At 69.6% G+C, this 25,239-nt stretch carries 23 protein-coding genes and 6 pseudogenes; 13 read left to right on the top strand and 16 right to left on the bottom strand.

The window, feature by feature from the left end; genetic code table 11:
* Positions 1–65: 65 nt before the first annotated feature.
* Both BLV72_RS02740 and BLV72_RS02735 read right to left on the bottom strand, forming a co-directional pair.
* Complete coding sequence (locus BLV72_RS02740; RefSeq protein ID WP_093460092.1) at positions 66–2,216, bottom strand: MMPL family transporter; 2,151 nt, start codon at positions 2,214–2,216, stop codon at positions 66–68.
* A gap of 86 nt (positions 2,217–2,302) precedes the next feature.
* Positions 2,303–2,728, bottom strand: a complete 426-nt coding sequence (locus BLV72_RS02735; RefSeq protein ID WP_093460091.1) for an aromatic-ring hydroxylase C-terminal domain-containing protein — start codon at positions 2,726–2,728, stop codon at positions 2,303–2,305.
* A 56-nt stretch (positions 2,729–2,784) separates the two neighbouring features.
* Between BLV72_RS02735 and BLV72_RS02730 the strand changes: the two are divergent.
* Positions 2,785–2,923 (top strand): annotated as a pseudogene (locus BLV72_RS02730) (transposase); the annotation flags it as partial.
* A gap of 187 nt (positions 2,924–3,110) precedes the next feature.
* Here the strand turns inward: BLV72_RS02730 and BLV72_RS02725 are convergent.
* Both BLV72_RS02725 and BLV72_RS02720 read right to left on the bottom strand, forming a co-directional pair.
* On the bottom strand, positions 3,111–4,085 hold the full coding sequence (locus BLV72_RS02725; RefSeq protein ID WP_093460089.1) for an AraC family transcriptional regulator: 975 nt from the start codon (positions 4,083–4,085) through the stop codon (positions 3,111–3,113).
* 32 nt (positions 4,086–4,117) lie between these two features.
* Positions 4,118–4,477, bottom strand: coding sequence for a hypothetical protein (locus BLV72_RS02720; RefSeq protein WP_093460088.1), 360 nt, complete (start codon positions 4,475–4,477; stop codon positions 4,118–4,120).
* Between the two features lie 186 nt (positions 4,478–4,663).
* On the opposite strand from BLV72_RS02720, the gene BLV72_RS02715 reads away from it, so the two are divergent.
* From BLV72_RS02715 to BLV72_RS02680, 7 genes and pseudogenes are all read left to right on the top strand, one after another.
* On the top strand, positions 4,664–5,788 hold the full coding sequence (locus BLV72_RS02715; protein ID WP_093460086.1) for an FAD-dependent monooxygenase: 1,125 nt from the start codon (positions 4,664–4,666) through the stop codon (positions 5,786–5,788).
* A gap of 44 nt (positions 5,789–5,832) precedes the next feature.
* Positions 5,833–6,261 carry a hypothetical protein gene (locus tag BLV72_RS02710; protein ID WP_093460085.1) on the top strand — a complete coding sequence of 143 codons (429 nt, stop codon included), beginning with the start codon at positions 5,833–5,835 and terminating at the stop codon, positions 6,259–6,261.
* Between the two features lie 27 nt (positions 6,262–6,288).
* Positions 6,289–7,008 (top strand): annotated as a pseudogene (locus BLV72_RS02705) (alpha/beta hydrolase family protein); the annotation flags it as partial.
* Position 7,009: 1 nt separating this feature from the next.
* Positions 7,010–7,957, top strand: coding sequence for a VOC family protein (locus BLV72_RS02700; RefSeq protein ID WP_093460082.1), 948 nt, complete (start codon positions 7,010–7,012; stop codon positions 7,955–7,957).
* Positions 7,958–8,140: 183 nt separating this feature from the next.
* A pseudogene (locus BLV72_RS49450) lies at positions 8,141–8,437 on the top strand (lipocalin-like domain-containing protein); the annotation flags it as partial.
* A complete protein-coding gene (locus BLV72_RS49445) occupies positions 8,437–8,991 on the top strand; it encodes a cupin domain-containing protein (RefSeq protein WP_244320603.1) in 555 nt (184 codons plus the stop codon). The pseudogene BLV72_RS49450 and the gene BLV72_RS49445, both read left to right, overlap by 1 nt.
* A gap of 386 nt (positions 8,992–9,377) precedes the next feature.
* The gene (locus tag BLV72_RS02680; protein WP_093460079.1) at positions 9,378–10,169 is read left to right on the top strand and encodes a class I SAM-dependent methyltransferase; all 792 of its coding nucleotides are present in this window, start codon (positions 9,378–9,380) and stop codon (positions 10,167–10,169) included.
* Here BLV72_RS02680 and BLV72_RS02675 read toward each other — a convergent pair.
* Together BLV72_RS02675 and BLV72_RS49440 are read right to left on the bottom strand one after the other, a co-directional pair.
* Positions 10,162–10,858 (bottom strand): annotated as a pseudogene (locus BLV72_RS02675) (ATP-binding protein). The gene BLV72_RS02680 and the pseudogene BLV72_RS02675 sit on opposite strands and share 8 nt — an antisense overlap.
* Before the next feature lie 90 nt (positions 10,859–10,948).
* Positions 10,949–11,467 (bottom strand): integrase core domain-containing protein, encoded by a 519-nt coding sequence (locus tag BLV72_RS49440; RefSeq protein WP_244320602.1) that lies wholly within the window; start codon positions 11,465–11,467, stop codon positions 10,949–10,951.
* Between the two features lie 594 nt (positions 11,468–12,061).
* Between BLV72_RS49440 and BLV72_RS47720 the strand changes: the two genes are divergently transcribed.
* Both BLV72_RS47720 and BLV72_RS02660 read left to right on the top strand, forming a co-directional pair.
* The gene (locus BLV72_RS47720) at positions 12,062–12,517 is read left to right on the top strand and encodes a hypothetical protein (protein ID WP_167746283.1); all 456 of its coding nucleotides are present in this window, start codon (positions 12,062–12,064) and stop codon (positions 12,515–12,517) included.
* Positions 12,514–14,268 (top strand): M48 family metalloprotease, encoded by a 1,755-nt coding sequence (locus BLV72_RS02660; RefSeq protein ID WP_167746282.1) that lies wholly within the window; start codon positions 12,514–12,516, stop codon positions 14,266–14,268. Before BLV72_RS47720 ends, BLV72_RS02660 begins: the two co-directional genes overlap by 4 nt.
* On the opposite strand, the gene BLV72_RS02655 is transcribed toward BLV72_RS02660, so the two are convergent.
* Positions 14,223–14,546: an integrase gene (locus tag BLV72_RS02655; protein WP_244320601.1), complete on the bottom strand. Its 324-nt coding sequence runs from the start codon at positions 14,544–14,546 to the stop codon at positions 14,223–14,225. The genes BLV72_RS02660 and BLV72_RS02655 overlap by 46 nt on opposite strands.
* Before the next feature lie 1,189 nt (positions 14,547–15,735).
* Here BLV72_RS02655 and BLV72_RS02645 point away from each other — a divergent pair.
* Positions 15,736–16,062: a MerR family transcriptional regulator gene (locus BLV72_RS02645; protein ID WP_093460074.1), complete on the top strand. Its 327-nt coding sequence runs from the start codon at positions 15,736–15,738 to the stop codon at positions 16,060–16,062.
* A gap of 656 nt (positions 16,063–16,718) precedes the next feature.
* Here the strand turns inward: BLV72_RS02645 and BLV72_RS02640 are convergent.
* From BLV72_RS02640 to BLV72_RS48625, 8 genes and pseudogenes are all read right to left on the bottom strand, one after another.
* Positions 16,719–17,717: a nuclear transport factor 2 family protein gene (locus BLV72_RS02640; protein ID WP_093460073.1), complete on the bottom strand. Its 999-nt coding sequence runs from the start codon at positions 17,715–17,717 to the stop codon at positions 16,719–16,721.
* Between the two features lie 104 nt (positions 17,718–17,821).
* Positions 17,822–19,168: an MFS transporter gene (locus BLV72_RS02635; RefSeq protein WP_093460071.1), complete on the bottom strand. Its 1,347-nt coding sequence runs from the start codon at positions 19,166–19,168 to the stop codon at positions 17,822–17,824.
* 298 nt (positions 19,169–19,466) lie between these two features.
* Complete coding sequence (locus BLV72_RS02630; protein ID WP_244320600.1) at positions 19,467–20,252, bottom strand: HpcH/HpaI aldolase family protein; 786 nt, start codon at positions 20,250–20,252, stop codon at positions 19,467–19,469.
* Positions 20,249–20,446, bottom strand: coding sequence for an SDR family oxidoreductase (locus BLV72_RS49435; RefSeq protein WP_244321526.1), 198 nt, complete (start codon positions 20,444–20,446; stop codon positions 20,249–20,251). Before BLV72_RS49435 ends, BLV72_RS02630 begins: the two co-directional genes overlap by 4 nt.
* Positions 20,447–20,448: 2 nt before the next feature.
* Positions 20,449–21,021, bottom strand: a pseudogene (locus BLV72_RS02625) (SDR family NAD(P)-dependent oxidoreductase); the annotation flags it as partial.
* A 324-nt stretch (positions 21,022–21,345) separates the two neighbouring features.
* Entirely contained in the window at positions 21,346–21,651 is a 306-nt protein-coding gene (locus BLV72_RS48635) for an alpha/beta fold hydrolase (RefSeq protein ID WP_208905503.1), read from the bottom strand.
* A gap of 163 nt (positions 21,652–21,814) precedes the next feature.
* Positions 21,815–22,354: an alpha/beta fold hydrolase gene (locus tag BLV72_RS48630; protein WP_208905501.1), complete on the bottom strand. Its 540-nt coding sequence runs from the start codon at positions 22,352–22,354 to the stop codon at positions 21,815–21,817.
* A 520-nt stretch (positions 22,355–22,874) separates the two neighbouring features.
* Positions 22,875–23,219, bottom strand: coding sequence for a hypothetical protein (locus BLV72_RS48625; RefSeq protein ID WP_208905500.1), 345 nt, complete (start codon positions 23,217–23,219; stop codon positions 22,875–22,877).
* Between the two features lie 56 nt (positions 23,220–23,275).
* Between BLV72_RS48625 and BLV72_RS51820 the strand changes: the two genes are divergently transcribed.
* Positions 23,276–23,620, top strand: coding sequence for a LacI family DNA-binding transcriptional regulator (locus tag BLV72_RS51820; RefSeq protein ID WP_425288348.1), 345 nt, complete (start codon positions 23,276–23,278; stop codon positions 23,618–23,620).
* Positions 23,584–24,297: pseudogene (locus tag BLV72_RS02610) on the top strand (substrate-binding domain-containing protein); the annotation flags it as partial. The gene BLV72_RS51820 and the pseudogene BLV72_RS02610, both read left to right, overlap by 37 nt.
* Before the next feature lie 356 nt (positions 24,298–24,653).
* On the opposite strand, the gene BLV72_RS02605 reads toward BLV72_RS02610, so the two are convergent.
* On the bottom strand, positions 24,654–25,239 hold a 586-nt coding region (locus BLV72_RS02605; protein ID WP_208905496.1), incomplete at its 5' end, for a histidinol dehydrogenase.

Raw genomic sequence — 25,239 nt, 5'->3', positions numbered from 1 at the left:
GGGCCCATGAAAAATCCGGGACGGGGCTGGGTCCCCGTCCCGGATCTCGTCCGCGGCCGCCGCGCTCACCGTTGCAGCGCGGGCTCCTCGTTGTCGCCAAGCGACTGTTGACCGTCCGGCAGCTCCGCCGCTGGGCGGGACAGCCGGCTCGGCCACCAGATCCGCCGGCCGATCAGCAGGGTGAGGGCGGGCACCAGGACCGACCGCACCAGCAGGGCGTCGAGCAGCACGCCGAAGGCGACCAGGAACCCGACCTCGATCAGCATCACCAGCGGAAGTGTGGCGAGGACCGCGAACGTGGCCGCCAGGACCAGGCCTGCCGAGGTGATGACGCCACCGGTGGCCGAGAGGGCTTTGAGCATGCCTTCTCTGGTGCCGAGACGCACGGTCTCCTCCCGGGCCCGGCTGGCCAGGAAGATGTTGTAGTCGACGCCGAGCGCCACCAGGAACAGGAATGCCAGCACCGGCGCCGAATAGTCGATCCCCTTGAACCCGAGGATCGTGTCGAAGACGAACACGCTGCCGCCGAAGGCTGCGGCGAATGAGACGATCACGGTGGCCATCAGGACCAGCGGGGCCACGATCGCGCGCAGCAGCAGCCCGAGGACGATCAGGACGACGGCGAGCACCAGCGGGATCACCAGCTTCTCGTCGCGGCTGGTGGTCACCTCGGTGTCGAGGTTCTCCGCACTCGGCCCGCCGACGATCGCCTCCGCCCCGCTTACCGCGTGCACGGCGGTGCGCACCCGCTTGATCGTGTCGTACTCTGCGACGGTGTCCGGCGCGTCCGTCGGGAACACGGAGATGTTGGCCCAGCCACGGCTGGTCTGCTCCGGGATGGCCAGGGCCACACCGCGAGTGTCCTTGACGATGTCGAGCACCCGCTCCTGGTGCGCTGGCCGCGTGAAGATCGTCATCGGCTGGCCGCCGAGCTCCGGGAAGTGCTGGCGGAGAACGGTGAAGCCGGTGACCGACTCCGGCGCGGACAGGAACTGGTCCTGCTCCCGCAGGGCGCCGGTGTTGCCCGCCAGCCCGATGGCGAGCACGCCGAGGACTCCGAGCGAGCCGAGTGTCGCCACCCACCGGCGGCGGCTGATGGCGGTGCCGAGCCGTCCCCACAGCCCCGGCTTCTCCTCCACGGCCGTGCTGAACCGCGGGATGGCCGGCCAGAAGATCCGCCTGCCGAGCACCACGAGCACCGCCGGGAACAGCGTCAGCATGGCCACCAGCGCGCACAGGATGCCGGCCGCACCGATCGGGCCCAACCCGCTGGTGCTGTTCAGGTCCGCGACGAGTAGGCAGAGCAGGCCGGCGACCACGGTGGCCGCGGACGCGACGATGGCCGGCGCCGCGCCGCGTAACGCGTGGACCATCGCGACCCGGACGTTCTCATGGTGGTGCAGTGTCTCCCGATAGCGAGCGATGAGCAGCAGCGCGTAGTCCGTACCGACGCCGAACACCAGGATCGTCAGCAGCGCCGAGTTCTGGTCGTTGACCACGATGCCGAAGCCCTTGACGAGGAGGTAGACGGTCGCCATCGCGGTCAGTGCGGCCGCGCCAACGGCCACCAGCGGGATGATCCACAACACCGGGCTGCGGTAGGTGAGGATGAGCAGGAGCGTGACGACGACGATGGTGGTGAGGAGGACCTGCACGTCGATGCCGTCGAAGACGGCGTCCATGTCGCCGTCGATCGCGCCCGGGCCGGTCACGTCGAGTTCCAGGCCGGCGGGGCGGTCCTTCGCGGCGTCACGCAACGGGCCGACGATGGCCTCCGGTTCGCCGTAGGCCGTGCTCACCTCGAGGGTGAACATCATCGCCTTGCCGTCGGCGGAGCGTTTCGTCGGTGAGCCCTCGTCGTCCTCGCCGGCCGCCGCCGTCGCCGTCGGCGGGTACCGCTTGGCAAGGGTGCTGTAGTGGCGCTCGACCGTCGCGCGGTCGGCGTCGGTCATGCCGCCGGCGCGGTGGTACACGAAGACGAACGTGTTGTTGTCACCGTCGGGGAGACTGTCCTCCACCACCGCCACCTTGGTGGACTCGGCACTGGCCGGCAGGGTGTCTATGGCGCTGTCGGTGGTGACCGAGCTCAACTTTCCGCTCAGCGGCACCATGCCCGCCGCCAGCACCAGCCACAAGCCAATCACCAACCATGGCACCCACCGGCCTGCCAACCGGCCGGCCGGCGCTTCGCCGGACGGTGCTGTGTTGACTGCCATCACTAGCCTCCTGCATACGGGTTGCATCGCTTATCTGGATGCCTACTTCGTACCGAGCGAACCTGAGACGACTGTTAATACGGTGCTCAGACCGGTTGGCCGAACCAGGGGCCCAGCGCACGCACCAGCGTGGTGGCGTCGAGGTCCTGCCCGGTAGGCAAGGCCCAGGCGACACAGCCGTCGGGCCGGATGAGCAACGCGTCGACGTCCACCCGGTCCGTGCGGGCGGTGACGGTGTCGACCCGTCCGGTCCACGCGGCCGCGGCGTCGCGGGCCTCCGCGCGGTCGACGAGGTCGAGCAGGAGCCCACGACCCTCACGCAGCAGGTCCGCCGACCGGGTCACCGCGGTGACGACGTCCAAGTCGGGTCGCTCCAGCGTCAACTTCATGTCCGGGCACAGGGTGCCGACGAGCCGGTGGTCGTCGCCCAGGTCGTACCGGACGTCCATGCCGGCGAGCATGTCGGCGACGTACCGGTGGGCGTCGTCGAGGTCCATCAGGTCGGAGAACATCTCCCACAGCGCCCTCGTGGATGGACCACGTCATCGGCCAGCTCCAGGGTGGCTTCCCCGCAGCCGCGACGCACCTGGAAGGAGGCCCGCGAGGACCTCCTCGCTTTCGCGATCTACCCGAGGGCCGTGTGGAAGCAGATCTGGTCGAACAATCCCCAAGAGCGCTTGGACAAGGAGATCCGCCGACGAATGGACCGGGCAGCGCCGCTACATCGGCCCGGCCATCCTCGCCGGATGCCACGCCGCCTGCACCCCTGAGCAGGACACCGACAGCACACCCCACAACTGGATGAATAGTCTCCAACAGGGCCCACTGCGGCGGGAGTCGCCGCCCTGTCGAAACACCACTTCAGAGGACGTGACCCCTGCGACGGTGTGGAGGCTATCTTCGGGCGGCGGTAGCCGACGGAAGCTCACCGAATCGCGAACGGTACTCGCTCGCGAATCTGCCGAGATGGGTGACGCCCCAGCGATACGCGATGTCTCCGATTGAGTCATCGGTCGTCAGGATGTCGTGGCGTATGCGGTCCAGGCGGAGGCCGCGAACGTAACTCATGGGCGACGTGTCGAGCTCTTCCCGGAACATGCCGCTGAGCGTTCGTGCGCTGCACCCGGCCGCCTCCGCGATCCAGCCCAGGGAGAGCGGCTCCGGCAGGTTGTCCTCGACGAAGGCGAGGGCCGACCGCAGCGCCTTGGGGTGCGGTGTGGCGGGGGCGGCGTGCAATGTGACGGTGTGGGTGTGCGGCTGAGCCAGCAGTAGAGCGGTCACGATGCAGCGCAGCTGGCTCTGCTGCAGCTCCTGCCGCTGGAACAGCGGGTCACCGGAGTCGAGCTGCTCGATCAGGGACTCGATCAGCAGCTTCACCGCCCTGCCCCGCGGTTGGGACAGGTCGAGCGGCAGGTCGAAGCGGACGGCGGGGGCATCCGGGCGCCCGGTGAGCGCCGCGAGCTCGCGCCGGACGAGCCCGGCGTCGATCCGCAGGCCGAGGAAGCGCGTCCCATGCCGCTTCTGGCGGAGCTCCTGGGCGTCGCCGGGGTTGTAGACCCCGGCCCTGGCCTGGCTGAGGACGGCCTGCCGGTCGCCACGACGCGCGGCGATCTCGCTCGCCAGGCCCAGGTTGACGAAGTACGAGTCTCTGCCGGGGGCCGCGCCGACCTGCACCGACAGCGAGGAGGCGAAGTAGCCGACGGCGAAGCCGGGGGCCGCGACGCCGCGCAGCTCGTGGTCACCCTCGTGGAGCGGACCGAGGGGCCTGAGGGTGACCGCCCCGCCGAAGAGCCGGGCCGCGGAGTTGAGCAGGGTCACCGGGTTGCGGGACTTCGTGAGGATGTAGTCTCGCAGAGGACTCGATAACACGGTTCACCTCCTGGGCCGAGGATGCCACTGTCTCATCGGCCGCCCTCCCGGGCCAAGGAGTCACGGAGCCGGTCGGCGAACCAGTCCGCGACGAGCACGTGCTTCTCGTGCGAATGGTTGTAGAGGCAATGGTCGCCGTCGGGCCACTCGGCCCAGCGCTTGTCGGGCGAGGCCGCGGAGTCGTACAGGGCGCGGGCGTTGCCGGCCAGGAATACCCGGTCGAGGCTGCCGTACAGCCGGGGCCAGCGTTCGAGGACCGCGACGCGGTGGCCAGCCGGCCCGAGCAGCGCCGCCAAGGTCTGGCCGACCGGGCCGTACCCGATCAGCACGACGTCGTACGGGGCGTCGGTGTCACCCGGCGGTGCGGTCGGATCGATGGTCGTCCCGTGCATCGTCCCCTCCCTTGGTTGTGCCGCACACGCTAGGCAGGCGGCCGCGGACTCCCTGTCCGGTTCCGGCGTCCGGTATCCGATCCCGGACCCGTTGCCGGAACCGGACAAGACCCGCCCGAACCGGACTTGGTCCCCGCCGTCACCTACCTACCTTGGCCGGGCAATTCGCCAAGGAGGACTGGACCCATGGAGAACACAGACGACGTCCGGTCGGCGCTGATCGTCGGCGCCGGCATCGCGGGACTGACGGCGGCGAGCGCCCTGGCCGGGCGGGGATGGCTCGTCGAGGTCGCCGAGGTGAGCACCGAGGGAGCCACCGTCGGCTGGGGGCTGAGCCTGACCGGCCCCTCGCTCCGCGCGCTCGACCAGCTCGGGCTGGCCGACCAGTGCCTCACCGCCCGGATATGGCATGCGCATGATCACCACACCGACGCGCATGGAGCGGTGACCCCGGTCGCGCTCCCCTGCCTGCTCGGCGAGGACCGCCCCGCCATGGCGGGTATCGCGCGCGGGGAGCTGCACCGCATCCTGCACACGGCGGCGCTGCGGCTCGGGGTGCGGATCCGCTACGGGCTCAGCGTCTCCCGACTGGCACAGCAGGCCGGACAGGTGCATGTCGAGCTGACCGACGGCACGACGCGCGCCGTCGACCTGCTGGTGGGTGCCGACGGTATCCGCTCGACTGTCCGCGACCTCACCGGGTGCACCGCCCCGGTCGACTACCACGGCCAGATGGTGTGGCGGGCGCTCGTGCCGCGCCCCGACTGGGCCACCGGGATCCACACCTACGCGAGCACCGGCCACCAGACGGGACTCGTGCCGATCTCCGCGACCCAGGCCTACGTCTTCCTCACCGAGAACGGGGTGCGGCCCGAGGTGCTGCCGGATTCCGAACTCGCGGAGCGGATGGCCGAACTGCTGGCGTCGTTCGCCGGACGGGTGGCCGAGTTCCGGCCGCTGGTCGCACGCTCCGGTTCGGTGGTCCGGCGGCCGGTGCAGACCGTGATCGTCGATGCGCCGTGGTCCCACGGCAGCAGCATCGTGATCGGCGACGCCGCGCACGCGCCCTCGCCCCAGATGATCAGCGGCGCCGCCCTCGCCATCGAAGACGGCCTGATCCTCGCCGAGGAGCTGGACCGGCAACAGGACGTGCCGAAGGCCCCCGAGTCGTTCACCGACCGCCGCTGGGAGCAGTGCTCGGTCCTGGTGAAGACCTCAGTGGCGATCTCCCACCTTGAGCAGGAACAGCGGCACCGCGACTCGCACCAGCTCATCGACGCCTGCCATCGGCAGATGGCGCAGCCGGCGTGACACGAGCCGGTATGACACGAGCCGGTATGACACAGGAGGTTGAGTTGCCCCCAACAGACGCACAACACGACGTCGCAGCAGACCCCCCGCAGGACGCCCCGTCCCTGCCCGAAGCGAAGGCGTGGCTGCGCACGCATCTCGCGGAGCGGCGCAACCCGTTCAACGCCATCGGCGAGGCTGCGGCCGCCCAATACATTGAGACGCTGCCCGGCCTCGACCCGGTCCGGTGGGCCAAGCACTGGCTCGGCGGCGCGACGGAGTTCGCGGCTGCCGCCGAGCGTGCCGAGGCCGACGGCGACCGGCGCGACGCGCTGGAGAACTGGTGGCAGGCCTACCAGTTCGCGTTCCTCGGCCGGTACCCCTCCCCCCTCCACCCCGCCAAGCTGGCCGCGTACGAGCAGGCCCGGACCTACTTCGCCCGGGTCTGCGAGCTGGAGGACACCCCGGTCGAGCGGGTGAGCGTCCCGTTCTAAGGGCGCGAGGGCGAGGGCGACTCCGTCACGTTCCTGGTCGCCCGGCCGCCCGGCGGCTCGGCCAGGCCGCCGGTGGTGTTGATGTGGGGCGGCATCGACGTGTGGAAGGAGGAGAGCTACGCCCGCGGCCGGCTGCTGCGTGAGCGCGGCTTCGCCACGGTGCACCTCGATAAGCCGGGCGTCGGCCAGTCCCCGGTGCTGGCAGGGCCGGATGCGGAACGCCAGTGGGACCCCGTCTTCGACTGGCTGCAGGGCAGGGACGACCTCGACGGTGACCGGGTCGCAGCCCTCGGCCTGTCCTTCGGCGGCTACTGGGCGATGAAGCTGGCACACACGCACCGCGAACGCCTCGCCGCCGCGGTCAACTGGGGCGGCGGAGTGCACCTGACGTTCCAGCCCGAGTGGCAGGAGAAGTCCCGGCACGCCTCGTCCTACCTGATGGACCTCATGCCGGCCCGCGCCCGCATCTTCGGCGGCAGCACCTTCGCCGACTACGTCGCGCGCTGCCCCGAGCTCTCCCTGCTCAACCAGGGGGTCCTGGACCGCGAGTCGTGCCCGCTGCTGCTGGTCAACGGCAAGGACGACCAGCAGAACGCCGCCGCCGACATCCACCTCGCCCTCGAGCACGGCGACCCGAAGACTGCCCGGCTCTTCCCCGGCGGACACATGGGCTCCGGCCCGGTCCTGCCCACCATCGCCGACTGGCTGGCCGACCGGCTCGGCCCGACAGCGAAAGAAGGAAACTGACATGACCACCAACACCGTCGCACCCCTGATCACCCACCTGCGGCACGTCGACATCGCGATGCCGAACTTCGCCGAACAGCGCGCGTTCTACCAGGAGACCTGGGGGCTGACAGAGACGGCCCACGACTCGGGAGTCTCCTTCCTCGCCGCTGAAGGCTCGCCCGAGCAGTACGTCGTCCGCCTCCGCCAGGACGGCCAGAAGCGCACCGACCTCATCGCGTTCGGCGCCGCCGGCCCCGCCGACGTGGACGCCCTCGCCGAGCGGCTGATCGCGCAGGGCGTGCGGCTGGTGCACGAGCCCCGCGTGATGGACACCCCGGGCGGCGGCTACGGCGTCCAGTTCTTCGACAACGAGGGACGTGTCGTCGAAGTCTCCGCAGACGTCGCGGTGCGCAAGCACCGGAAGATCGAGGCGCGCGAGCCCGTCCCGGTGAAACTCTCGCACGTGCTGATGAACACGCCGACGCCGGAGGCAACCGTCCGCTGGTACACCGACCACCTCGGATTCCGGCTGACCGACACGATGTGCATCGGCGACCGCGAGATCATGTGGTTCCTGCGGTGCAACACCTTCCACCACAGCTTCGGCTTCGTGCGCGGTCCGCACGCCGCCTTCCACCACGCCTCGTTCGAGATGCGCGGCATCGACGAGTTCATGCGCGGCACCGGCCGCCTGCACCGCCTGGGCTACGAGCGGCTCTGGGGCCCCGGGCGGCACCTCGCCGGGGACAACTCGTTCAGCTACTTCCTCGACAAGGCGGGAAACACCGTCGAGTACACCACCGAGGTCGAGACGATCGACCAGGACACCTGGCACCCGCACCTCTACGACGTGCGCGATCCCGCCAACTCCGACGTGTGGGGCACCGCGAACGACATGAACGAGTTCGTCGCAGCCCGCTCGCAGAACGACGTCGACCGCGGGCTGTTCGTCGCACCCCCGATGTGAGCGGAGGGGACGACATGACGACCTCGGTGCGTACCCGGCTCTCCGGCAGCTGGCGGATGACCGACTGGAAGGTCTTCCGCGGCGAGGAGGAACTCGACCCGCCCCTCGGCCCGGCGGCCGACTGCGCCGGACTGCTCATCTACACCGACGAGGGGACGATGAGCGCCAACCTTACGCTCCTCGAGCGGCCCCCCCTTCGCGGACGGCTCGCTCGACGGCGGCACGCAGCAGGAGCGGGCCGAGGCGTACCGCTCGGTCATCGCGTACGCCGGCACCTACGACGTCGACGAGCTGACCGAGGCGGTCGTCCACCACGTGGAGATCGCGACGTTCCCGGACTTCGTCGGCACCGACCTCACCAGGACGTGCATCTTCGAGGACGAGAACACCCTGAAGCTCGACACACCTCCGATGAAGATGGGCGGCGAGTGGCTCGGCAGCTACATCCGCTGGCAGCGCACAGGGACGGAGGGCCGGTGATGCGCGAGATCCGAAGGATCGTCACCGGCCACGACGGCGAAGGACGGTCCACCGTCGTTGAGGACCGCGCGTGCCCGCACGTCGAGACCACCGCCGACGCCACCGTGACGAATCTCTGGCTGCACGAGGGACGCCCCGGCAACGGGGCCGACTACCGCGACCCGGTCGGTCCCGGGGTGCCGCTGCCGCCCCCGGCTCGGGGCAGCGTGCTGCGGGTGGTCGAGTTCCCGCCGCGCGAGCCGGGCGGGTCCGCGTTCGTCCACCGCACGGATTCCCTCGACTACGCCTACGTCATCGACGGCGAGGTCTACAGCGTCCTCGACGACGGCGAGCGGACGCTGGAGCCGTACACGGAGACAGCAGCGACACTGATCGTGGACGACCTCGACGAGTGCCAGGCACGTCTCAATCAGACGGGAGCGCAGATCGTGCGGGGCCCGCAGACCGTTCCCACTGGGAGAAACCTGACCGCCAAGCTGCCCGGTGGCGTCCAGCTCGAATATGTCGAGTGGGACGAAGCGCACTGGGAACGTGTCGGAGGCCGACCCGCCTAGGAGTTGTCGTCAAAGCGTCACGCCCACATCAGGAGCGATGTGAGGGTGACCGTTGCCTGGTAGGACTCGGCGGTCTTGTCGTACCGGGTGGCGATACCGCGCCACTGCTTCCAGCGCCCCGCTCCAGGGCGACCGGACGGGACAGTAGGACGTACCGGCACGGGTTGGCCACGATCACACGCGTGCGCACGGCATGGCTGAGCGCGCTGGAGAAGGTGGCTCCGATCCGGTAGACGGCGGTGCGCCCGCGTCCGCGGGCGAGTTCGCCTGGATCCGGCAGACGGTGGTTGTGTCGGCAATCCCGCGGTTCACCTCTGGTTTCAGCCGGTAGCGATCGGTGCGCCGGGAGCATGTCTCCGGTGCCCGCGCTTGGGCAAGGTGATGCCATGACTGTGGGGTTCAGCGGTGACGTTGCCGAGTACTACGCGAAGTTCCGGCGTGGTTATCCGCCTCAGGCTCTCGACGCGCTGCAAACGGCATTCGCACTGAACACGGACGACATCGTGCTCGACCTAGGGTGCGGCACTGGTCAGCTGGCCGTCCCGCTTTCCTCCCGGGTCCGCTCGGTCATCGGCATGGATCCCGAGCCGGACATGCTTCGGCTCGCGAGGGAAGCAGCCGTGGGACAGGGCGTCCAAAACGCGATGTGGATCCTCGGCGCGGACACCGACGTTCCTGTGCTCGGCGAGCTGATGGGACAGCGGTCGTTGGCGATGGCGGTCATCGGGCAGGCGCTCCACTGGATGCAACACGAGGCACTCTTCCGTGCGCTGTCGCCGCTGTTCCGCTCCGGGGGAGGTGTCGCCGTGGTCTCTAACGGGACGCCGCTGTGGTTGCAGGACAGCGATTGGTCACGCTCACTGCGGGGCTTCCTGGAACACCATTTCGACACCAAGCTGGAGGCGTCCTGTGGCACCGCCGCGCGAGACCGGCTTCGTTATGCGCAGGCGCTGGAGTCCGCCGGCTTCGAAGGTGTGCGGGAGGTCGTGATCGAATACAGCGATGAGCTGAGCTTCGACCAGCTCATCGGCGAGGTTTACTCTGCTGTCCCCGCAGATGAGCTGCCCGGAGCGGACGACCGGCCGGCATTCGCTGAGGGCATCCGGCAGTCACTTCCGCCGGACCAGCGGTTCATCGAAGACGTCAGAGTCTCCATGCTCGTGGCCCGGATCAGGTAGTCAGCCGGCCGATGCCTCGACTCGTGCCCGGGTAGAGGCGATAGGAGTCGGTGTCGGTCTCGATGATGGTGCCGTTGAAGGTGAGGCGGTCGACGAAGGCCGCGCAAAGGCGGGGGTCAGTGAATGTCTTGGTCCAACCGCCGAAGGACTCGTTGGAGGCAATGGCGACGCTGTTCTTCTCTGGTCTTGTTCAGCTGCTTCTCGTCGGCGGCCTCGACCAGCTCGTTCACCAGCTTCGTGGCGAGCGTGTAGCGGACGCGGTAGCCCTTCATCGCTGCCTCGGTGCCCAGGGCGATGAGCATGTGGGACTTGCCGGTGCCGGAGTCACCAATCAGGCAGACCGGCTGCCCGTTCCTGATCCATTCGCAGCTGGCGAGGGTGTGGACGGTGGCTGCGTCGATGTTGGGGTTGGCGTCGAAGTCGAAGTCGAAGGCCCGAAGGGACTTCTGGCGCGGGAAGTTGGCGGCCTTGATCCGCCGCTCCGAGCGGCGGCGGGCCCGATCGTCGCACTCGGCCATCATCAGTTCGGCGAGGAAGCCCCGGTAGCTCATCTGCTCCTTCATCGCCCGCTCGGCGATGTCGGAGAACTCCTTGCGGATAGACGGCAGGCGCAGCATGCGGCAGGCGGTGTCGATGGAGGCGTCGGCGGCCTGCTCGGTCAAGCCTCGCAGGCGGGGCAGGGTCGTTATCGCGCTTCTCCCTCACGGTGGTCACCGCCGATTTCTCGACGGCGTCGGAGCAACTGGTCATAGGGGGCCTGAAGGGTGTCATTGTTCCGATCAGGCTGCTGAGCAGGGCGTTCTGTGTCGATGGTGAGGCTGTCGGGGCAGCGTGGTGTGGTACTCGTTGAGCAGTCCACCGAGTACCTGTCGGCGCCTGACCGTGCGAGCATGTAGGGGGACGATGCTGTAGTGCTGGGCATACGTGGTGAGGACGGTGCGCAGATGTCGTTCGCCGGTGATGAGGATTCGGTCGGTGCATTCGGCGCGGGCTGTGCGTATCCATCGTTCGGCGAACGCGTTTGACTGTGGGCTCTGCGGCGGGGTCGGGATGACGGCTGTGCCGTTGCAGGCGAAGACGGCGTCGAACGCGGCGGTGAACTCGCTGTCCCGGTCACGGATGAGGAACCGGAAGCACCCAGCCCTCTCCTCGAGGCCCATGAGCAGGTTGCGGGCGAGTTGAGTAACCCATACGCCTGTAGGGCGTGCGGTGACGCCCAGGACATGGACGCGCCGGGTCTTGATCTCCACGACGAAGAAGACATGGAGACGCTTGAGGAAGACGGTCTCTACGTGCATGAAGTCGCAGGCGAGCAGCGTGTGGGCCAGGGAGCGGAGGAAGAGGTCTGCTGGGAGGCGCGCTGCGGTGCGGGCGGTAGACCGGAGCGGCGCAGGACGCGCCGGATCATGGCGGCGGCGACCCGATGGCCGAGCCGTCGCAGTTCACCCGGGCAGAAGACGGCACGGTCAGTCCATGAGAGCTTTGGCCGCTTGATCTGCCGGCGAAGCACCGCGACCTCATGACGAAGGGCAAGGATCTCGGCGTTTTTTCGCGGCGGTCGATCGGCCCAGCAAAAGGATGCAGCCCAGCAGGCGGCAGAAGATCAGGTAGAAACAGTCGCAGACGCACAATCACTGATCGTGCCCGCACTTGGGCGAGCACAAAGCCCCAGGTCAAGCACCGTACGGCAATAAAGACACCCTTCAGGGGGCAAGGGGGGAGCGGTCCGGCGTTGGCGATGTGACATCGAAGTTCGCGCGCGTGCCATCGAAGGTTGGGCCGGCGGCATAACAACTGGTCAACGGGACGTGATCCATGCCGCCACCCCAGTTCCTGCTGTCGTCACGAAGCCGAGTACGGCTACGCCAAGGCCATCTGTTACCATGCGCGCCATGGCCGCGTCCGTACGGGGGATCGTCACGCCGCTCATTGCCGAACATGTGCCGCATGAACGGGAGTTGCTCGAATATGTGCAGCCACTCGACGACGACGCCATCACTCGGCTGTTCACCCGGCCCGACAGCGACGAGCTGCTCGGCTTCGGCGTGGCGGAAGTCGCCAGCCTGATCACCCCCGTCGTATGGCTGGTGGTGAACGAGTTCGTCACCCGGGGAGCAGGCGTCGCGGCGGATGGCTTCTTCGCCCGTATCCGGGCACGCTTCTCCCGGACCCCCGCCCGCGGCACCGGCGTTGCCGTCGACCCGGTGCCGCTGACCCCCGAGCAGCAGAAGGCTGTTTACCAGCGGGTCTACGACGAGGCGTGTCTGCGGGGCCTCGAGGAGGCGGCCGCGAAGCAGCTCGGGGAAGCCGTCGTCGCCCGGCTGGCCATGGGGCCGTCCGGGCAATGACGACGGCGCAGTCACGAGCGCTCACCGCGCGTGCGACCACCCGGCGGATGCTGATGCTGGTCACAGTGCTGCTCGCGTCCGGAACCGCGCTCATCGGCGAAGCGGTGCTCACGTATCACTCCGCGACCTCGCTCCCGCACTGTGCCTCCGCGACCGGCATGGATCTCCAAGGGCCGAAGTGGCGCACCGAGTTGGGGTTGCGCTTCCACCAGGAGCTGGTCGCCTGCCGGGCGGACGGTGCTCGGACCGCGCTGTACGCGACCGTACTGTGCACCGCCGGCGTCGCGGTGGCGGCCGTGCTGCTGTCCCGGTGGCTGCCGCGGTGGCGGCAGCGCAAGGACCGGCTCCCGGAGCTGTATTCCGCGCAGCGGATCGCGGCAGTTGTCGAGGGCGGCAGCGAGAACGACGAGCGGTTGGCGCATCTGGCCCGGCTGGTGCAGCGCGCCGAGCTGCCCCGGGACCGGGTGCCCGGCTTCGTGTGCAATCCCCGGGCGCTGTCCGCCGGCGCGGTGACTTTCGGCAGCGTCGGCCGCTACACCGTTTGCCTGAACGTGGGGCTGCTGCCCAAACGGACGACCAAGGACCGGTCGCATTTCGACGCGGTCGTGCTGCATGAGCTCGCCCATGTGCGTAACCGGGACGTCGACCTGGCCTATCTCGCCATCGCGCTGTGGCGGGTCTTTTTGATCGCCGTGCTGCTGCCCTGCCTGGCCCTGAACGCGGCCCTGGTGCTCCACGACCGCTTTCAGGGCGCCGAGCGGGCGTACTGGGACGGATACGAGCCCGGAGCGAAGACCGCGCTGCTCGCGATGGTGCTCACCGCGCTGGTCTACGTGGCCAGGGCCGACATCCTGCGCCATCGTGAGCTGGTCGCCGACCGAGATGCTGTATTCGAGTTCGGAAGCGACCGGGAGGTGTGGAGAAAGCAGGCGGAATCGCGGTCAGCCGCGCTACCCCGGCTTCGGCTCCCCCGCTTTCTGCGCAACCACCCGACCTGGAGTGAGCGCCTGGCCGAAATCGACAACCCCCGCTCCGAGGACAAGGGCGGCACGAAGTTGCAGCTCGCGGTCTTCCTCGTCGCGTACGTGACCATCATTTACTCGGTGGTCTCCTGGCTCAAGCTCGACGCGGTCCCGGCGCAGACGGTGATCTATCTCGCGTATCTTGTGGGGCCGCTCATCATCGCCACCGGCTTTGCGGTATTCCCGCGCCGCAAGGCGCGGAGTGCGGACCAGGCGAGTGCGGCCCGCGCCTGGATGTTCGGTGTCATCTGGCTGATCAGCGCCTTCACGATGAACCCGTTCGCGAATTGGGCGCAGGCGGAGGACGACTGGGCGACACAGGCAAGTGCCCATCTGCGCGAGATCTCCGACGAGATGAACGACTGGCGCGACGGACCCGCGGTGAGCGCCGCAGTCAAGGACCGGGCCGTCGGCTGGTACGAGCGGGGAGGCTCTGCGGTGCTCGGCCGGTTCGACCAATACCTTCCGGATGGGGCCGCGGGATCCGATGCTGCCGGCGCCCGCTGTGCCGCCTTGGGCGCGACGGTGAGCGACGCGCTGGAACTGCCGGTCTTTCCGGACCCCGGCGCGGGCGGAAAGGCATGGAAGCGGCTGCTCACGTCGACGGCCCAGGCCCAGGCCCTGCAGTGCCGCGCCGGCTACGACCTGGACGCGCCCAACGAAGACGCCATGGTCAACCTGCGCTACTCGCGGGCCAGATCAGCGCTAAGACAGCTCTTGCCGCACTGATTCACGCGGATGCCGCCGAGGCGATCGTGTCGGCGTATGCCGAGGCGGGCCAACGCGTCGGGACCGTCGATCGGCGGGGGCAAGGGGTGCAGCGGGCGGGCGTCCGCGATGCCCTGGTGCGGTCGGTGCCCGTTGGAGAACTGCTCGTACTCGCGCAGGGTGTGGAGGAGGTGTCGCTGGTTCCAGATCAGTGTCCGGTCCAGGAGCTCGCGGCGACAGGTCTGTATCCAGCGCTCCGTGATGGAGACCATTCGTGGCATCTGGTTGCCGCTGAGCACGACGTCGATCCCCGCATCCTTGAGGACGGCATCGAAGAGGTCGGGGAACTGTCCGTCCCGGTTCCGGTCGTGAACCGTGTGCGGCAGGGGAGGTCTTCGAGGTCCATGACGAGGTTTTTCGCAACTTGCGCTACCCAGGATGCGCTCGGCCGGGTGAGCTCGCGCAGCGCCGGCCCGCCGGCGGCCAGGTCGGGGACGTTCTGCTGAGGGGGCAGGGAACGCACCTGAGAGGAGGCGGAAGCCGCTGCCGACGCGGAGAACGCGGTGGCGGGCACAGCCGCTCCGGCTGCGAACAGGGCGGTGCCCAGGGCGAGAACGCCATACGCTCGACAGAACTTCGGGCCAGTGTCCGGGGCCCGTCCCCGAGCGCTCGTATGCGTCGCTGGTAGCGCTCGGAGACCACCAGGGCCAGGGTTTCCGCGGTCTCGGGGGCCGGGGCCGGGGCCGGGTCGAGGGCGTCGGCGAAGGCACGGGCGACGTCGCGGGTGCGAGGGATGCCGGCGGGGCTGTCGTCTTCGACGATGACAGGGGGCCTGGGGGCTGTCGTGTTGGCCGTCGCCGTGTCGCTCACGCGCTCACACCCCGCCTGGGTCAGTTGTGCCGCCGGGCTGGGCTTGTGCCCGCTGGAACGTTCTTCACCCCCCAATGACACTCTTCCGTGCGTGTCCGAGGCAGAACTCCCCTCACTGGCTGTGGAGAAAATCTGTCATGGCGAGAGTAGACATAGGCGCGTGCGGAGGTTAGTGTTTCCTCGTACCCAAGAAGTCGAAGAGGGCACGGCAGAGATGAACTGCCGTGCGAGCAGGTCGAGCAGGATGCGGAACGGGAGTGGAGTGGCGGGGCCGGATGAGGCTGGGTTCCGTCACTGGCTGCCGGGCCGAGCGGCCTCAGGGGCCGCATGCAGTACCCGTGGTATCCAGCAGTACAACCGAGTAACCGAATGAGGTAAGGAGCAGACGCCATCAGGATCGCCCGGGCGAGGCAGAACACCGCTCGGGTACCGCAGGCCCCGGATTGGAAGGTGGTCCCCGGTCACGCAGCCGCGATCCCCGCACTTCCGCCCTCCCAGGCGGACCAGCGGAACAAGAAGGCCGGCGCAGTCAGCCGGCAGATGGTGTTGAAAGCTCGGGGCCCGGGTGCCGGTACGGCACTCGGGCCCCTCGACGCGTCCCTGTGGAAGAAGAGGTCTATGCCCCCTCGCAGTGCCCACCCCGTCGACAAGTTCGACGACGATGACTACCCCGCCTACACCATGGGCCGGGCCGCCGACATGCTCGGCACCACCCCCGCCTTCCTCCGCGCCCTGGGCGAGCACCGCCTGATCACCCCACCGCGCTCCGAAGGCGGCCACCGCCGCTACTCCCGCTACCAGCTGCGCATCGCCGCCCGCGCCCGCGAACTCGTCGACGCCGGCACCCCCATCGAAGCCGCCTGCCGCATCATCATCCTCGAAGACCAACTCGAAGAAGCCCAGCGCATCAACGAAGAACTGCGCACCCGCGGCGCCACCTCGTAACGGCGTCTCGACACCGACCTGCCCGCGCTGATCACCGCCGCGGCACGACCTGAAGCACCCGCGGCCCGCACCACCGCTGGCGCACCGACGTCCATACTCCCTGCCCCCGTGGGGCGGCCTGGCAGTCGATGCTGGTGGTCGGTTCGCAACCTTCCACCTGGCTGGCGGTGAGCCGCGAAACGCTCACCTCCCCGGGGTACGGATCCCTCAGCGAGTTCCCGGCCGCCCTGGCCGAAGCCTTCACTCAAGGCACCCGCCCGTTGATGGCCGCAGTTGTTCCTGGGTTTTCACCGGGGCGCGCTGGTGTGGGGCCCTTTGCCGGATGACGGTGCTCCGTGGACGTCGGCGCACCCGGACACTCGCGGACGTGTCAACGGTGCCCCAAAGGATGCCTTGTCGGCTCTCAACCCGGTCGACGCCGTCATCCGCGGTCGGCCGCCCAGTCTGCGCCGGGCCCTCGGCATGTGGGGCTTAGGGGTCTTCCGGGCACTGGTGCGCGACAGCAGGGTCACGGGGAGACGCACAGCAGCGTGAGCCGGACGTTCGCTGCGCGCCTGGGCCGGCCCGGCTCCCCGATCGGTGCCCGGTCGTGCGCGCACCGACGCGGGCGGCCCGCCACCGGTGTTTCGGTGGCGGGCCGCCCACGTCAGGGGAGCTCAGTAGATGTTGGCCTCGACCTGCGAGCCGTCCTCGCGTGTCGCGTTGATCTGTGCACGCAGCGAGATCTCGTCGTAGACGCGGACCTCCTTCACGATGCGGCCCTCCAGGATCAGGAACTGGGAGACGCCGAGCACCGTGACCGGCCGGCCGGTGAGGGGGCCGAAGGCCGGGACGCCGCGGTAGCTGCCGTGCATGGTCCACAGGACGGCCACGCGCAGGCCCCCGTACCGCGGGGAGTGGTTCGTCTGGATGTCGCGGACGGTGAACCGCGCGTCGGGGAAGGGGCCGACCATGGCGAGGAGGTCGCTCTGATAGCGCTCGGGGCGGATGACGGTCCGGTCGCCGATCGTGTGGAGGAACAGATCGCGTTCCATGAAGTCCTTGACCCTGTGCAACCGGCGCCGCGTCCACACCTCGTCGATGAACTCGAGCACCATCTCGCACTCGGGGCGGAACTCGTCCGGACGCGGACCGCTGACCCCGTTCAGCAACACGTCCTGCGGCGGCTCGTCGAGCATGGAGCCGCTGTACCCCTGGAAGGTCAGCTCGCGAGCGGCCTCGGCCGGGTCCAGGCCGCGCTGTAGGCAGTCGGCCAGTTCGTCGCGCACCACCCACTCCTCGACCATCCGGCCGCGTCGGTACAGGCAGTTGGCCACCGTGCGTTTGCGGATGCGGATGCTGCGGCCGTCCACGAGGTGCTCGTCGGCGGAGAAGACCAGGTGGGAGCTGAGGAAGGCGTCGTCGCCGCGCGCCTCCCACACCACGTCCTCCGCCTGGCCGATGTGGCCCGGCGTGCTGGCCATGCGGATCGTGCTGCCTTCGATGACACCGTCACGGCCGACGACGGTTCCCAGGCTGGTGTGCACGATCGAGTCGGGCTCGTAGTTGTCGACGATGTAGGCGATGTCGCGGTCGACCCAGATGCGGTCGGTCACCTCGCGGATGAAGTCGTCCGGGTCCTTGTAGGGGAGGTACGCGACGGGGTCCAGGGGCATGGTGCTTCCGTTCCAGTGGTGTGAATGCGTATGTAGGTGGATGGTCAGGAGGGTAGCCGTGGAGGCTCCCTGCCGGGGCCGCCGGAGCCGGGCTTCCCGCCGTGCTAGCGGGCGAACTTGTCCGTGCCCAGTTGGCTCCGGTACGTCTCCGTCATGAAGGCGCTCACGACGACCAGGGCCAGGAGAGCGGCCACCGCCAGATAGGCCCAGACGGCGTAGATGGTGTCGAAGGTGCTGACCAGCAGTGTCGCGACGAACGGCGTGATGCCCATGAAGATGGAGAACGAGCTGTTGTACGCGATGGCGCTGGCGCTGAACCGGGTGCGGGTGGCAAAGAGTTCGGCCGCGCAGACGGTGACGATGCCGGTGAGGAAGAATTCCGGCACGATGTAGATGAGTTGGCTGGCCACGGCGGTTCCGAAGGTGCCGTGCTCGCCGACCCGGAAGGCGATCGGGACCAGCACGATGCAGGCGATGGCGCCGGTGACGAGCATCGGCTTGCGCCCGATGCGGTCCGACAGCATGCCGGCCAGTGGCAGGGTCGGGATGAGGACGGCGATGGAGATGGCGTTCGAGGCCAGGCCCATCCAGCGCGGCAGGTCGAGCGTGCCGGTCAGGTACTGCGGATAGAAGGTGACCCAGCTGTAGGAGAGGATCGCGAGCATGATCGAGATTCCGCAGAAGACCAGGATCGGCCGCCACTGCGAACGCAACGCCTCACGGACCGGTGCCTTGACGACGTCCGTACCTTCCTCGGTCGCGCGGATGAACTCCGGGGTCTCCTCGATGTGACGACGCAGCCACATCCCGACCAGGCTGAGCGGGATCGCCAGCAGGAACGGGATGCGCCAACCGTACGAGTCCAGGGCCTCGCCCTCGAACACCCAGCTGGTCAGGGCCGCCGTACCGGCACCCGCGAGGGTGCCGACGAAGCAGCTGTTGGAGGCGTACGACGTGTAGTAGGCCCGCCGGTTCGGCTCCGCCCACTCCACGATGAACGCGACGGCTCCGACGTACTCGCCGCCGGAGACCGCGCCCTGGACGACGCGAAGCAGCAGGAGCAGGATCGGCGCACCGATGCCGATCTGCTGGTACGTGGGCAGGACCCCGATCAGGGCGGTGGCCACGCCCATGGCCACGATGGTCCACAGCAGCGTCTTCTTGCGGCCGACCCGGTCGCCCCAGCGGCCCACGAGGGTGCCGCCGAGCGGGCGGAAAAGGCAGGCGACGGCGATGATCGCGTACGTGCCCAGCACCGCCACGGTCCTGTCGCTGTCGGGGAAGAACGCCGGAGCCATGATCGGCGCCATGTAGCCGTACAGTCCGTAGTCGAACTGTTCGACGAAATTACCGATGCTGCCCGCGCCAATGGCTCGGCGTATCGCGTTCCGCTTAAGTAGGTCGACCTGGGGGGAGCCGACGGCTGGGCTGGGTGGCGCTGCGGCGGACATGGCTTCTCCGATCGCGCGGGGACGGGGTGTGCATGCGTATGAATTGGTCGTGAACGCTAAGGATCCGGATATGGGGCGTCAAGGGTTGGTCGCGGGAGGATGCGACGGTCCCGGAAGGCGGCAGCCGAGAGCTCGGCACCGCGGCACGCAGGGGTACACGACGCCCCCGCCATCGGGCGCGTCGGTCGGCGAAGGCGGCCTGCCCCCGGCCGGTCGGACCGGGGATTTCGGCCGTGCTCGTCTCAGGCCGGGGTTTCGGCCGTGCTCGTCTCAGGTGGGGATTTCGGCCGCGCTCGTCTCATCCGACGTCTTCGGCCGCGCTCGTCCTGTCGGACGAGGCCAGGCGGCGCAGGGTGGCCACGAGCACATGAGCCATGTTGTAGAGGATCAGCTGAGCCCCCTGGCGCTCGGCGGCCCGGGCGGCGTCGAGGGTCGGCACGATCGTCATCACCGCGCGCTTGTTGGCGCGCGCCGCGTTGTGCGCCCGGGCGATCAGCCCGTCGACGACGCAGGGCTCCGGGAAGCCACAGTCCGCGGCCAGGTCGGCGGGGCCCACCAGGACCGCGTCCACCCCCTGGGTGCCGGCGATCGCGTCGGCGTCAGCGCAGGCGCGCCGTGTCTCGACCATCGCCACGACCAGGGTTTCGCGGGACGCGGCCACATGGTCGGCTGCCGTGACCGTGCCGAACCGGCCCGCTCTGCTGTAGGTGGCGAAACCCCGCTCTCCCCACGGTGGGTAGTGGCTGGCGGCCACCGCCCGTCGGGCGTCCTCGCGGCTGTCCACATGCGGGTGGATCAGCCCGGCGGCGCCCAGGTCGAGGCAGCGCAGCGCGAGCGCCGGCTCAGCCGAGCCCACGCGGACCAGCACGTCGATCCCGTGCGCCGCGGCGGCCGTGAGGTGCTGTTGAAGCAGCGCCGTGTCGGCCGGCCCGTGCTCGCAGTCGATGACGACATAGTCGAAGCCCGCGACCCCCGCCATCTCCACCAGCGTCTCCGAGGGGAGCCGCAGCAGGATGCCCCGCAGCCGCTCGCCGTCCGCCAGGCGCTGTTTGAGGCTGCGGTGCGGTGTGCCGCGCGCCGTCACCGGGCCACCATCCCCGCGGACAGGTCGATGTCGGCCCCGCACAGTCCGCGCATGCGCAGCATCGCGCTGACGGCCTCGCCCACCTCGTCCTCGGTGACCATCCGCCCCAGGGCGGAGCGCGCGACGAACGCCTGCTCGGCCTGCGCGTAGGTGCTGCCCGTGCGCTCCGCCTCCAGACGGAAGTTGCGCTCCATACGTGGCCCGCGACGGGCCCGGGGGAGAGGGAGTTGACCGTGACGCCCAGCGGCCCGACCTCGCCGGCCAGCGTGGTCGTGAGACCGATGACCGCCATCTTCGACGCGCAGTACGGGGTGCGCCGCAGGAGCGGGCGCTTGCCCGAGACCGAGGCGATGTTGATGATGTCGCCCGCGCTCCGCCCGGTCATGGGGGGCAGGAAGGCCCGGCACATCAGGAACACCCCGCGCACGTTCACATCGAAGACCTCGTCCCAGTCCTGCGGGGTGATCTCGGTCAGCGGTGCCACCGGCCCGGCGACCCCGGCGTTGTTGACCAGGATCGATATCTCCTCTCCGGTCAGACTTCGGGCGAGCTCCTCGACGTCGTCGGGGCGGGAGACGTCGCAGACGCGGTGCGAGACCTGTGGGCCGAGCCGCGACACGGTCTCCTTGAGCGTGGTCTCGTCGCGGCCCGTGATCACCACCCGGGCCCCGTCGGCGAGCAGGGACCGTGTGATGGCCCGGCCGAGGCCGCTGCCTCCCCCGGTGACGAGCGCGGTGCGGCCGGTCAGCGGTGCGGTGCCGCCGCTCATGCGCCGCCCTCCTCGTTCCACGGCACGGTGCCTTGCCGTACTCGGCGGCACGGGCGTCACCGGTGCGGATGTCACCGGTGCGGGCGTGGCCCCGGGCGAGGTCGAGGCGCGGCGCCCGGCCGCACACCTCGCCGAGCAGCGCGGCGGACTCGGAGTACGGGCGGACGGCGTCGTCGCCGGGCCGGCGGATGTCGTCGAGGGGTCGTGGACGCAGACGGCGACATCCGGCCGGGCCGCGGTCACGTGCGCGCCGGGCTCGGGGGACGTGAGGTGTCGAGGCATGACGGCTCTTTTCCAGTGGGGACGAAGGGACAGGAGGTGAGTTCACGGGGCGGCGGCCGCAGGTGTCGTATGGGTGGCGGCCGTGACCACTTCGCGCAGCGCGGCCGTCACCGCCTCGGGCCGTTGCCACGGCAGCAGGTGTCCCGCGTCGGGCAGCAGCGTCAGGCCGGCTCCGGGGACCGATTCCGCGATCGCCTGGTGGAAGGCGGGCGGGCACAGTGTGTCCCGCGCCCCGGCCAGGACCACGGTGGGGCAGCGGGCCGTACGCAGTACGCCGGTCGCGTCCGTACGGGTCGCCTGCGCGGCGAGCTGGGCGCGGGCGGCGGTGGCGCCCACGGCGTGCGCCATGCCGCGGTAGCGCCGCGCGGCCTCGGGCGTCGGGCACCGGTCGGGAACATGTCCGGCAGCGTCTCCTCGACGACGTCGGTGAACCGGCCGGCCGCGATCAGCTCGTCCATCGCCCGCCAGGCCGCGTACTGCTCGGGGCGCGGCGCACCCGCGTTGGTCGCCATCACGCACAGGCCCGCGATGCGCTCGGGCGCCCGCGCAGCGCCTCGAAGCCGACGATGGCCCCCAGGCTGAGGCCGACGAGCACGAATGGGCCCGGAACCGTGGCGAGCACGTCCTCGGCGAGCGCCCCGATGTCCGCTCGCCGCAGCGGGGTGTGGTGGACGTCGTGGCCTTCGGGAAAGTCGACGTCGCGCCACAGACTCGCGTCGCAGAGCATTCCGGGCACGACGACGAGCGGCAGCGGACCGGCCCTGTCCTCGTACGGCACGCCGTCACCAGGTGCGCGCGGAGCGGGGCAGCAGCGCGTACGGGGCGACGTACCCGTTGTGGTCGATGCCAGGCCCGCGTCCGCCGCGGCCTTGCGCACCTCCTCGTCCCACTCCAGGCGGACGCGTCCGTCACCGGAGTTGACCACCAGGAGGTCGCTCCGCTCGTCGCCGACGTTGCGCACGGAGCGCCAGGCGTCCTGCGGGACGGAGAGCATGTCACGGGGGCCGAGACGCACCGGGACGGGGTCGGTGCGGTTGAGGTGATCTCCCACAGACCGTCCTTCACGATCAGGGTCTGGGTCTCGTGCTGTCGGTGTGCCGAGACACCCTGCCCGGGGTCGGCGCGGAGCCAGGCGACGTTGTGGCCGTGCGGATTGAACACGCGGGGCTCCTGGTGCGGGTCCTCGTCATGCCGTAGCCGATGACGCAGCTCAGACGGCGCCGCCGCCGGGCAGGGTGCTGTCGAGGAAGGGGTGATCGGAGAACACCAGCTCGTCGCGGCGGCGATCCGGCGCTTCATCTCGTCGGGGTGTAGTGGCGCAGCCGGTCGAGGTGTTCCTGGGCCAGGGGGGCGACGAGCTCGGACTCCGGGGGGACGGTGTCGCCGGCGACGGTGTCGACGAGTTTGTTGTCGACGGTGAGGTACAGGCCGTGGTTCCGCGCCTCCCGTAGGACCGACGGGCCCAGATGATGCCGCCGGTGTCGTCCATGCCCAGCACGGTGAACAGCCAGCCGTCGTCCGGTCCGGTGTTGGTGAATCCGCGGAAGATCCAGGTCGGGACGGAGGCGATGTCACCGGCCCTGAGCGTGAGTTCGCCTTCGGTGCCGTCGACGCCCCAAGCGCAACAGGTAATTCGCCCGCGGTGCAGATGAACACTCGGCCGTGTAGTGCAGGTGCAGGTTGTTGGTGATGCCGTGCGGCATCGCGGCGGCACCGATGTTGTAGCCGTGCGGCAGCCGGAGGTTTGACGTGCTGGCCGGCGGCCTGCGAGACGCCGGCCCGATCATCGCGTAGTTCTCCTTGCGATCCGAACCGGGCGTACGGCAGTCGATGAATGCCTGGTTGCAGGAGACGAAGTCGCTGCGGGCGCACCGTACGGCGGGCCAGCTCACTGGCGATACGACGACATCGGGCATGACCGCTCCTTGGTTAGGAATACGTATGCATTCCATAACAGGCACTGGATCGGAGGATGTCAAGAGGGGTGCGACCGTGTTTTGACATACGTATACTGAATCGGGTGCGCCACCGGGGGGCGCCGGTGGCAGCGAGGAGAGAGCCGATGGGGATCACCAGTCACGACGTGGCCAGGCTGGCCGGTGTCTCGCAGCCCACGGTCTCCCGCGCGTTGCGTGACGACCGCGCGTGTCCCAGGCCACCCGCGAGAAGGTCAAGCGGGCCGCCAGGCGCTGAACTACGTGCCGAGCGAGGCCGACGCACCCTCTCGACGCGTGCCACGCGGCGGATCGGTGTCATCGTCACCGACCTGACCAACCCGTTCTACCGCATCTCATCGCCCCGCTCCACGACGAACTGAGCGACCTCGGCTATCGGATGATGCTGATCACCGAGCGGTCCGACGAGGCGGTCGCCGAGCAGAAGCTGCTCGACCAGTCGATGGACGGCGTCGTCCTCGCCACAGCCACCACCGACTCCCGCCTGCCGGCCCAGCTGGAGGGACGCGGCGTGCCCTACGTCTTCCTCAACCGCGACACGGGCCGGGCCGGCGACTTCGCCTCCGTCGTCGACAACGAGGGCGGCGGACGGCTCGTCGCCCGGGAACTCGTGGCCCTGGGACACCGGCGTATCGCCGGCATCTTCGGCGCGGCCAACACCACGACGGGCGCGAGCGCGAATTGGGCTTCCGGTGGGCTCTCGCCGAGGCGGGCGTGGGGCTGCCGGAGAACCGGGTGGTGCGGAGCGTTCGAGTACGACACCGGCTACCGGGCGCTGCCCGCCCTGCTCGAGGCGGACGAGGCACCCACGGCGGTGTTCTGCGGCAACGACGTCGTCGCCATCGGTGTCCTGAACGCGGCTCTCGCCGCTGGTGTCAAAATCCCCGACGAGCTCACCGTCATCGGCTTCGACGACCTTCCGATGGCCGCCTGGGAGGTGTTCCAGCTCACCACCGTCCGGCACGACCTGCGGAGCTGTCGCGTCAGGCGGCGCGTCTGCTGGTCCGGCGGATCGCCGAGGACGTCGACCGGCCGGTGAACGCCTGGTCCTGCCGACCGAGTTCGTCCCCGCGCCACCCACGCCCGCGTCCGATGAGCCGTCACGGCCGTCAGGCCGGCCGCTCCGGGAGCACCCGGCGATGTAGGCGACGGTGGCGGCCGCACCGGCGGTCCCGTGCCGCCGCACGCGACGAGGCGGCACGAGAGGGGATCAGAGCTGGTCGCGCAGAGCGGCCGGAACGTCGTCGAACGCGCCGGACGTCCGCCCGAGCTGGTCGATGCGGAGCGTCGCGGTGGCGCCGTGGGCGGCCAGCCCCTCGAACGCCGAGATGCGCTCGACGGCGGGAGCCAGGGACGCGGTCCCCTCCTGCGAGGCGCGTTGGTACGTCAGCGGCTTCAGGAACGGGAGACGGAGAGCCCCGCGTTGTAGCGGCGGGTCTTGCCCGTGGGCAGCACGTGGTTGGTGCGATGCCTTGTCGGAGTAGGCGACCGTCGACCACGCCCGATGAACAGCGAGCCGTAGTTGGAGAGGTTCTCCAGGTAGTAGTCGTCGTCCTCGGTCTGGATCTCCAGGTGTTCGGGAGCGATCATGTCGGCCACGGCGACGCGTGGGCCGGTCCTCCACCACGATGACGGAACCGAAGTCGCGCCACGCCGGGCCGCGATGTCCCGGGTGGCCAGGGACGCCAGCTGGCGCTCCACCTCCGCGATCACGGCGCGCCCCTGCTGCTCGGACGTGGTGATCAGGGCGGCGGCGAGTTGGGGCCGTGCGGGCCTGGCCCAGCAGGTCCGCCGCGACCCACACGGATCGGCGCTGTCGTCGGCGATGACGGCGACCTCGGAGGGACCGGCCAGCAGGTCGATGCCGACCCGGCCGAACAGCTGCCGCTTCGCCTCGGTGACGAACGCGTTGCCCGCGCCGACCAGCATGTCGACCGGGGCCTCGCCGAGCAGACGAAGGCCATCGCTCCGAGCGCCTGGA

It is taken from the genome of Streptomyces melanosporofaciens, assembly GCF_900105695.1.
In the GTDB taxonomy this organism is placed as follows: Bacteria; Actinomycetota; Actinomycetes; order Streptomycetales; family Streptomycetaceae; genus Streptomyces; species Streptomyces antimycoticus.
Note: the sequence above shows the minus strand (reverse complement) of the source record. Positions and strands in the feature narration are given on the sequence as shown.

Excerpts from the sequence above, each read along its gene's own strand:
- BLV72_RS02635 (WP_093460071.1), bottom strand. The coding sequence starts at position 19,168 with ATGTCCGCCGCAGCGCCACCCAGCCCAGCCGTCGGCTCCCCCCAGGTC.
- BLV72_RS48635 (WP_208905503.1), bottom strand. The coding sequence starts at position 21,651 with ATGGCGCACGCCGTGGGCGCCACCGCCGCCCGCGCCCAGCTCGCCGCG.
- BLV72_RS49435 (WP_244321526.1), bottom strand. The coding sequence starts at position 20,446 with ATGGAGCGCAACTTCCGTCTGGAGGCGGAGCGCACGGGCAGCACCTAC.
- BLV72_RS02740 (WP_093460092.1), bottom strand. The coding sequence starts at position 2,216 with ATGGCAGTCAACACAGCACCGTCCGGCGAAGCGCCGGCCGGCCGGTTG.
- BLV72_RS02645 (WP_093460074.1), top strand. The coding sequence starts at position 15,736 with ATGCCCCCTCGCAGTGCCCACCCCGTCGACAAGTTCGACGACGATGAC.
- BLV72_RS49445 (WP_244320603.1), top strand. The coding sequence starts at position 8,437 with ATGCGCGAGATCCGAAGGATCGTCACCGGCCACGACGGCGAAGGACGG.
- BLV72_RS02640 (WP_093460073.1), bottom strand. The coding sequence starts at position 17,717 with ATGCCCCTGGACCCCGTCGCGTACCTCCCCTACAAGGACCCGGACGAC.
- BLV72_RS02700 (WP_093460082.1), top strand. The coding sequence starts at position 7,010 with ATGACCACCAACACCGTCGCACCCCTGATCACCCACCTGCGGCACGTC.
- BLV72_RS02720 (WP_093460088.1), bottom strand. The coding sequence starts at position 4,477 with ATGCACGGGACGACCATCGATCCGACCGCACCGCCGGGTGACACCGAC.
- BLV72_RS47720 (WP_167746283.1), top strand. The coding sequence starts at position 12,062 with ATGGCCGCGTCCGTACGGGGGATCGTCACGCCGCTCATTGCCGAACAT.
- BLV72_RS02680 (WP_093460079.1), top strand. The coding sequence starts at position 9,378 with ATGACTGTGGGGTTCAGCGGTGACGTTGCCGAGTACTACGCGAAGTTC.
- BLV72_RS02660 (WP_167746282.1), top strand. The coding sequence starts at position 12,514 with ATGACGACGGCGCAGTCACGAGCGCTCACCGCGCGTGCGACCACCCGG.
- BLV72_RS51820 (WP_425288348.1), top strand. The coding sequence starts at position 23,276 with ATGTCAAGAGGGGTGCGACCGTGTTTTGACATACGTATACTGAATCGG.
- BLV72_RS49440 (WP_244320602.1), bottom strand. The coding sequence starts at position 11,467 with ATGCACGTAGAGACCGTCTTCCTCAAGCGTCTCCATGTCTTCTTCGTC.
- BLV72_RS02715 (WP_093460086.1), top strand. The coding sequence starts at position 4,664 with ATGGAGAACACAGACGACGTCCGGTCGGCGCTGATCGTCGGCGCCGGC.
- BLV72_RS48625 (WP_208905500.1), bottom strand. The coding sequence starts at position 23,219 with ATGCCCGATGTCGTCGTATCGCCAGTGAGCTGGCCCGCCGTACGGTGC.
- BLV72_RS02735 (WP_093460091.1), bottom strand. The coding sequence starts at position 2,728 with ATGTTCTCCGACCTGATGGACCTCGACGACGCCCACCGGTACGTCGCC.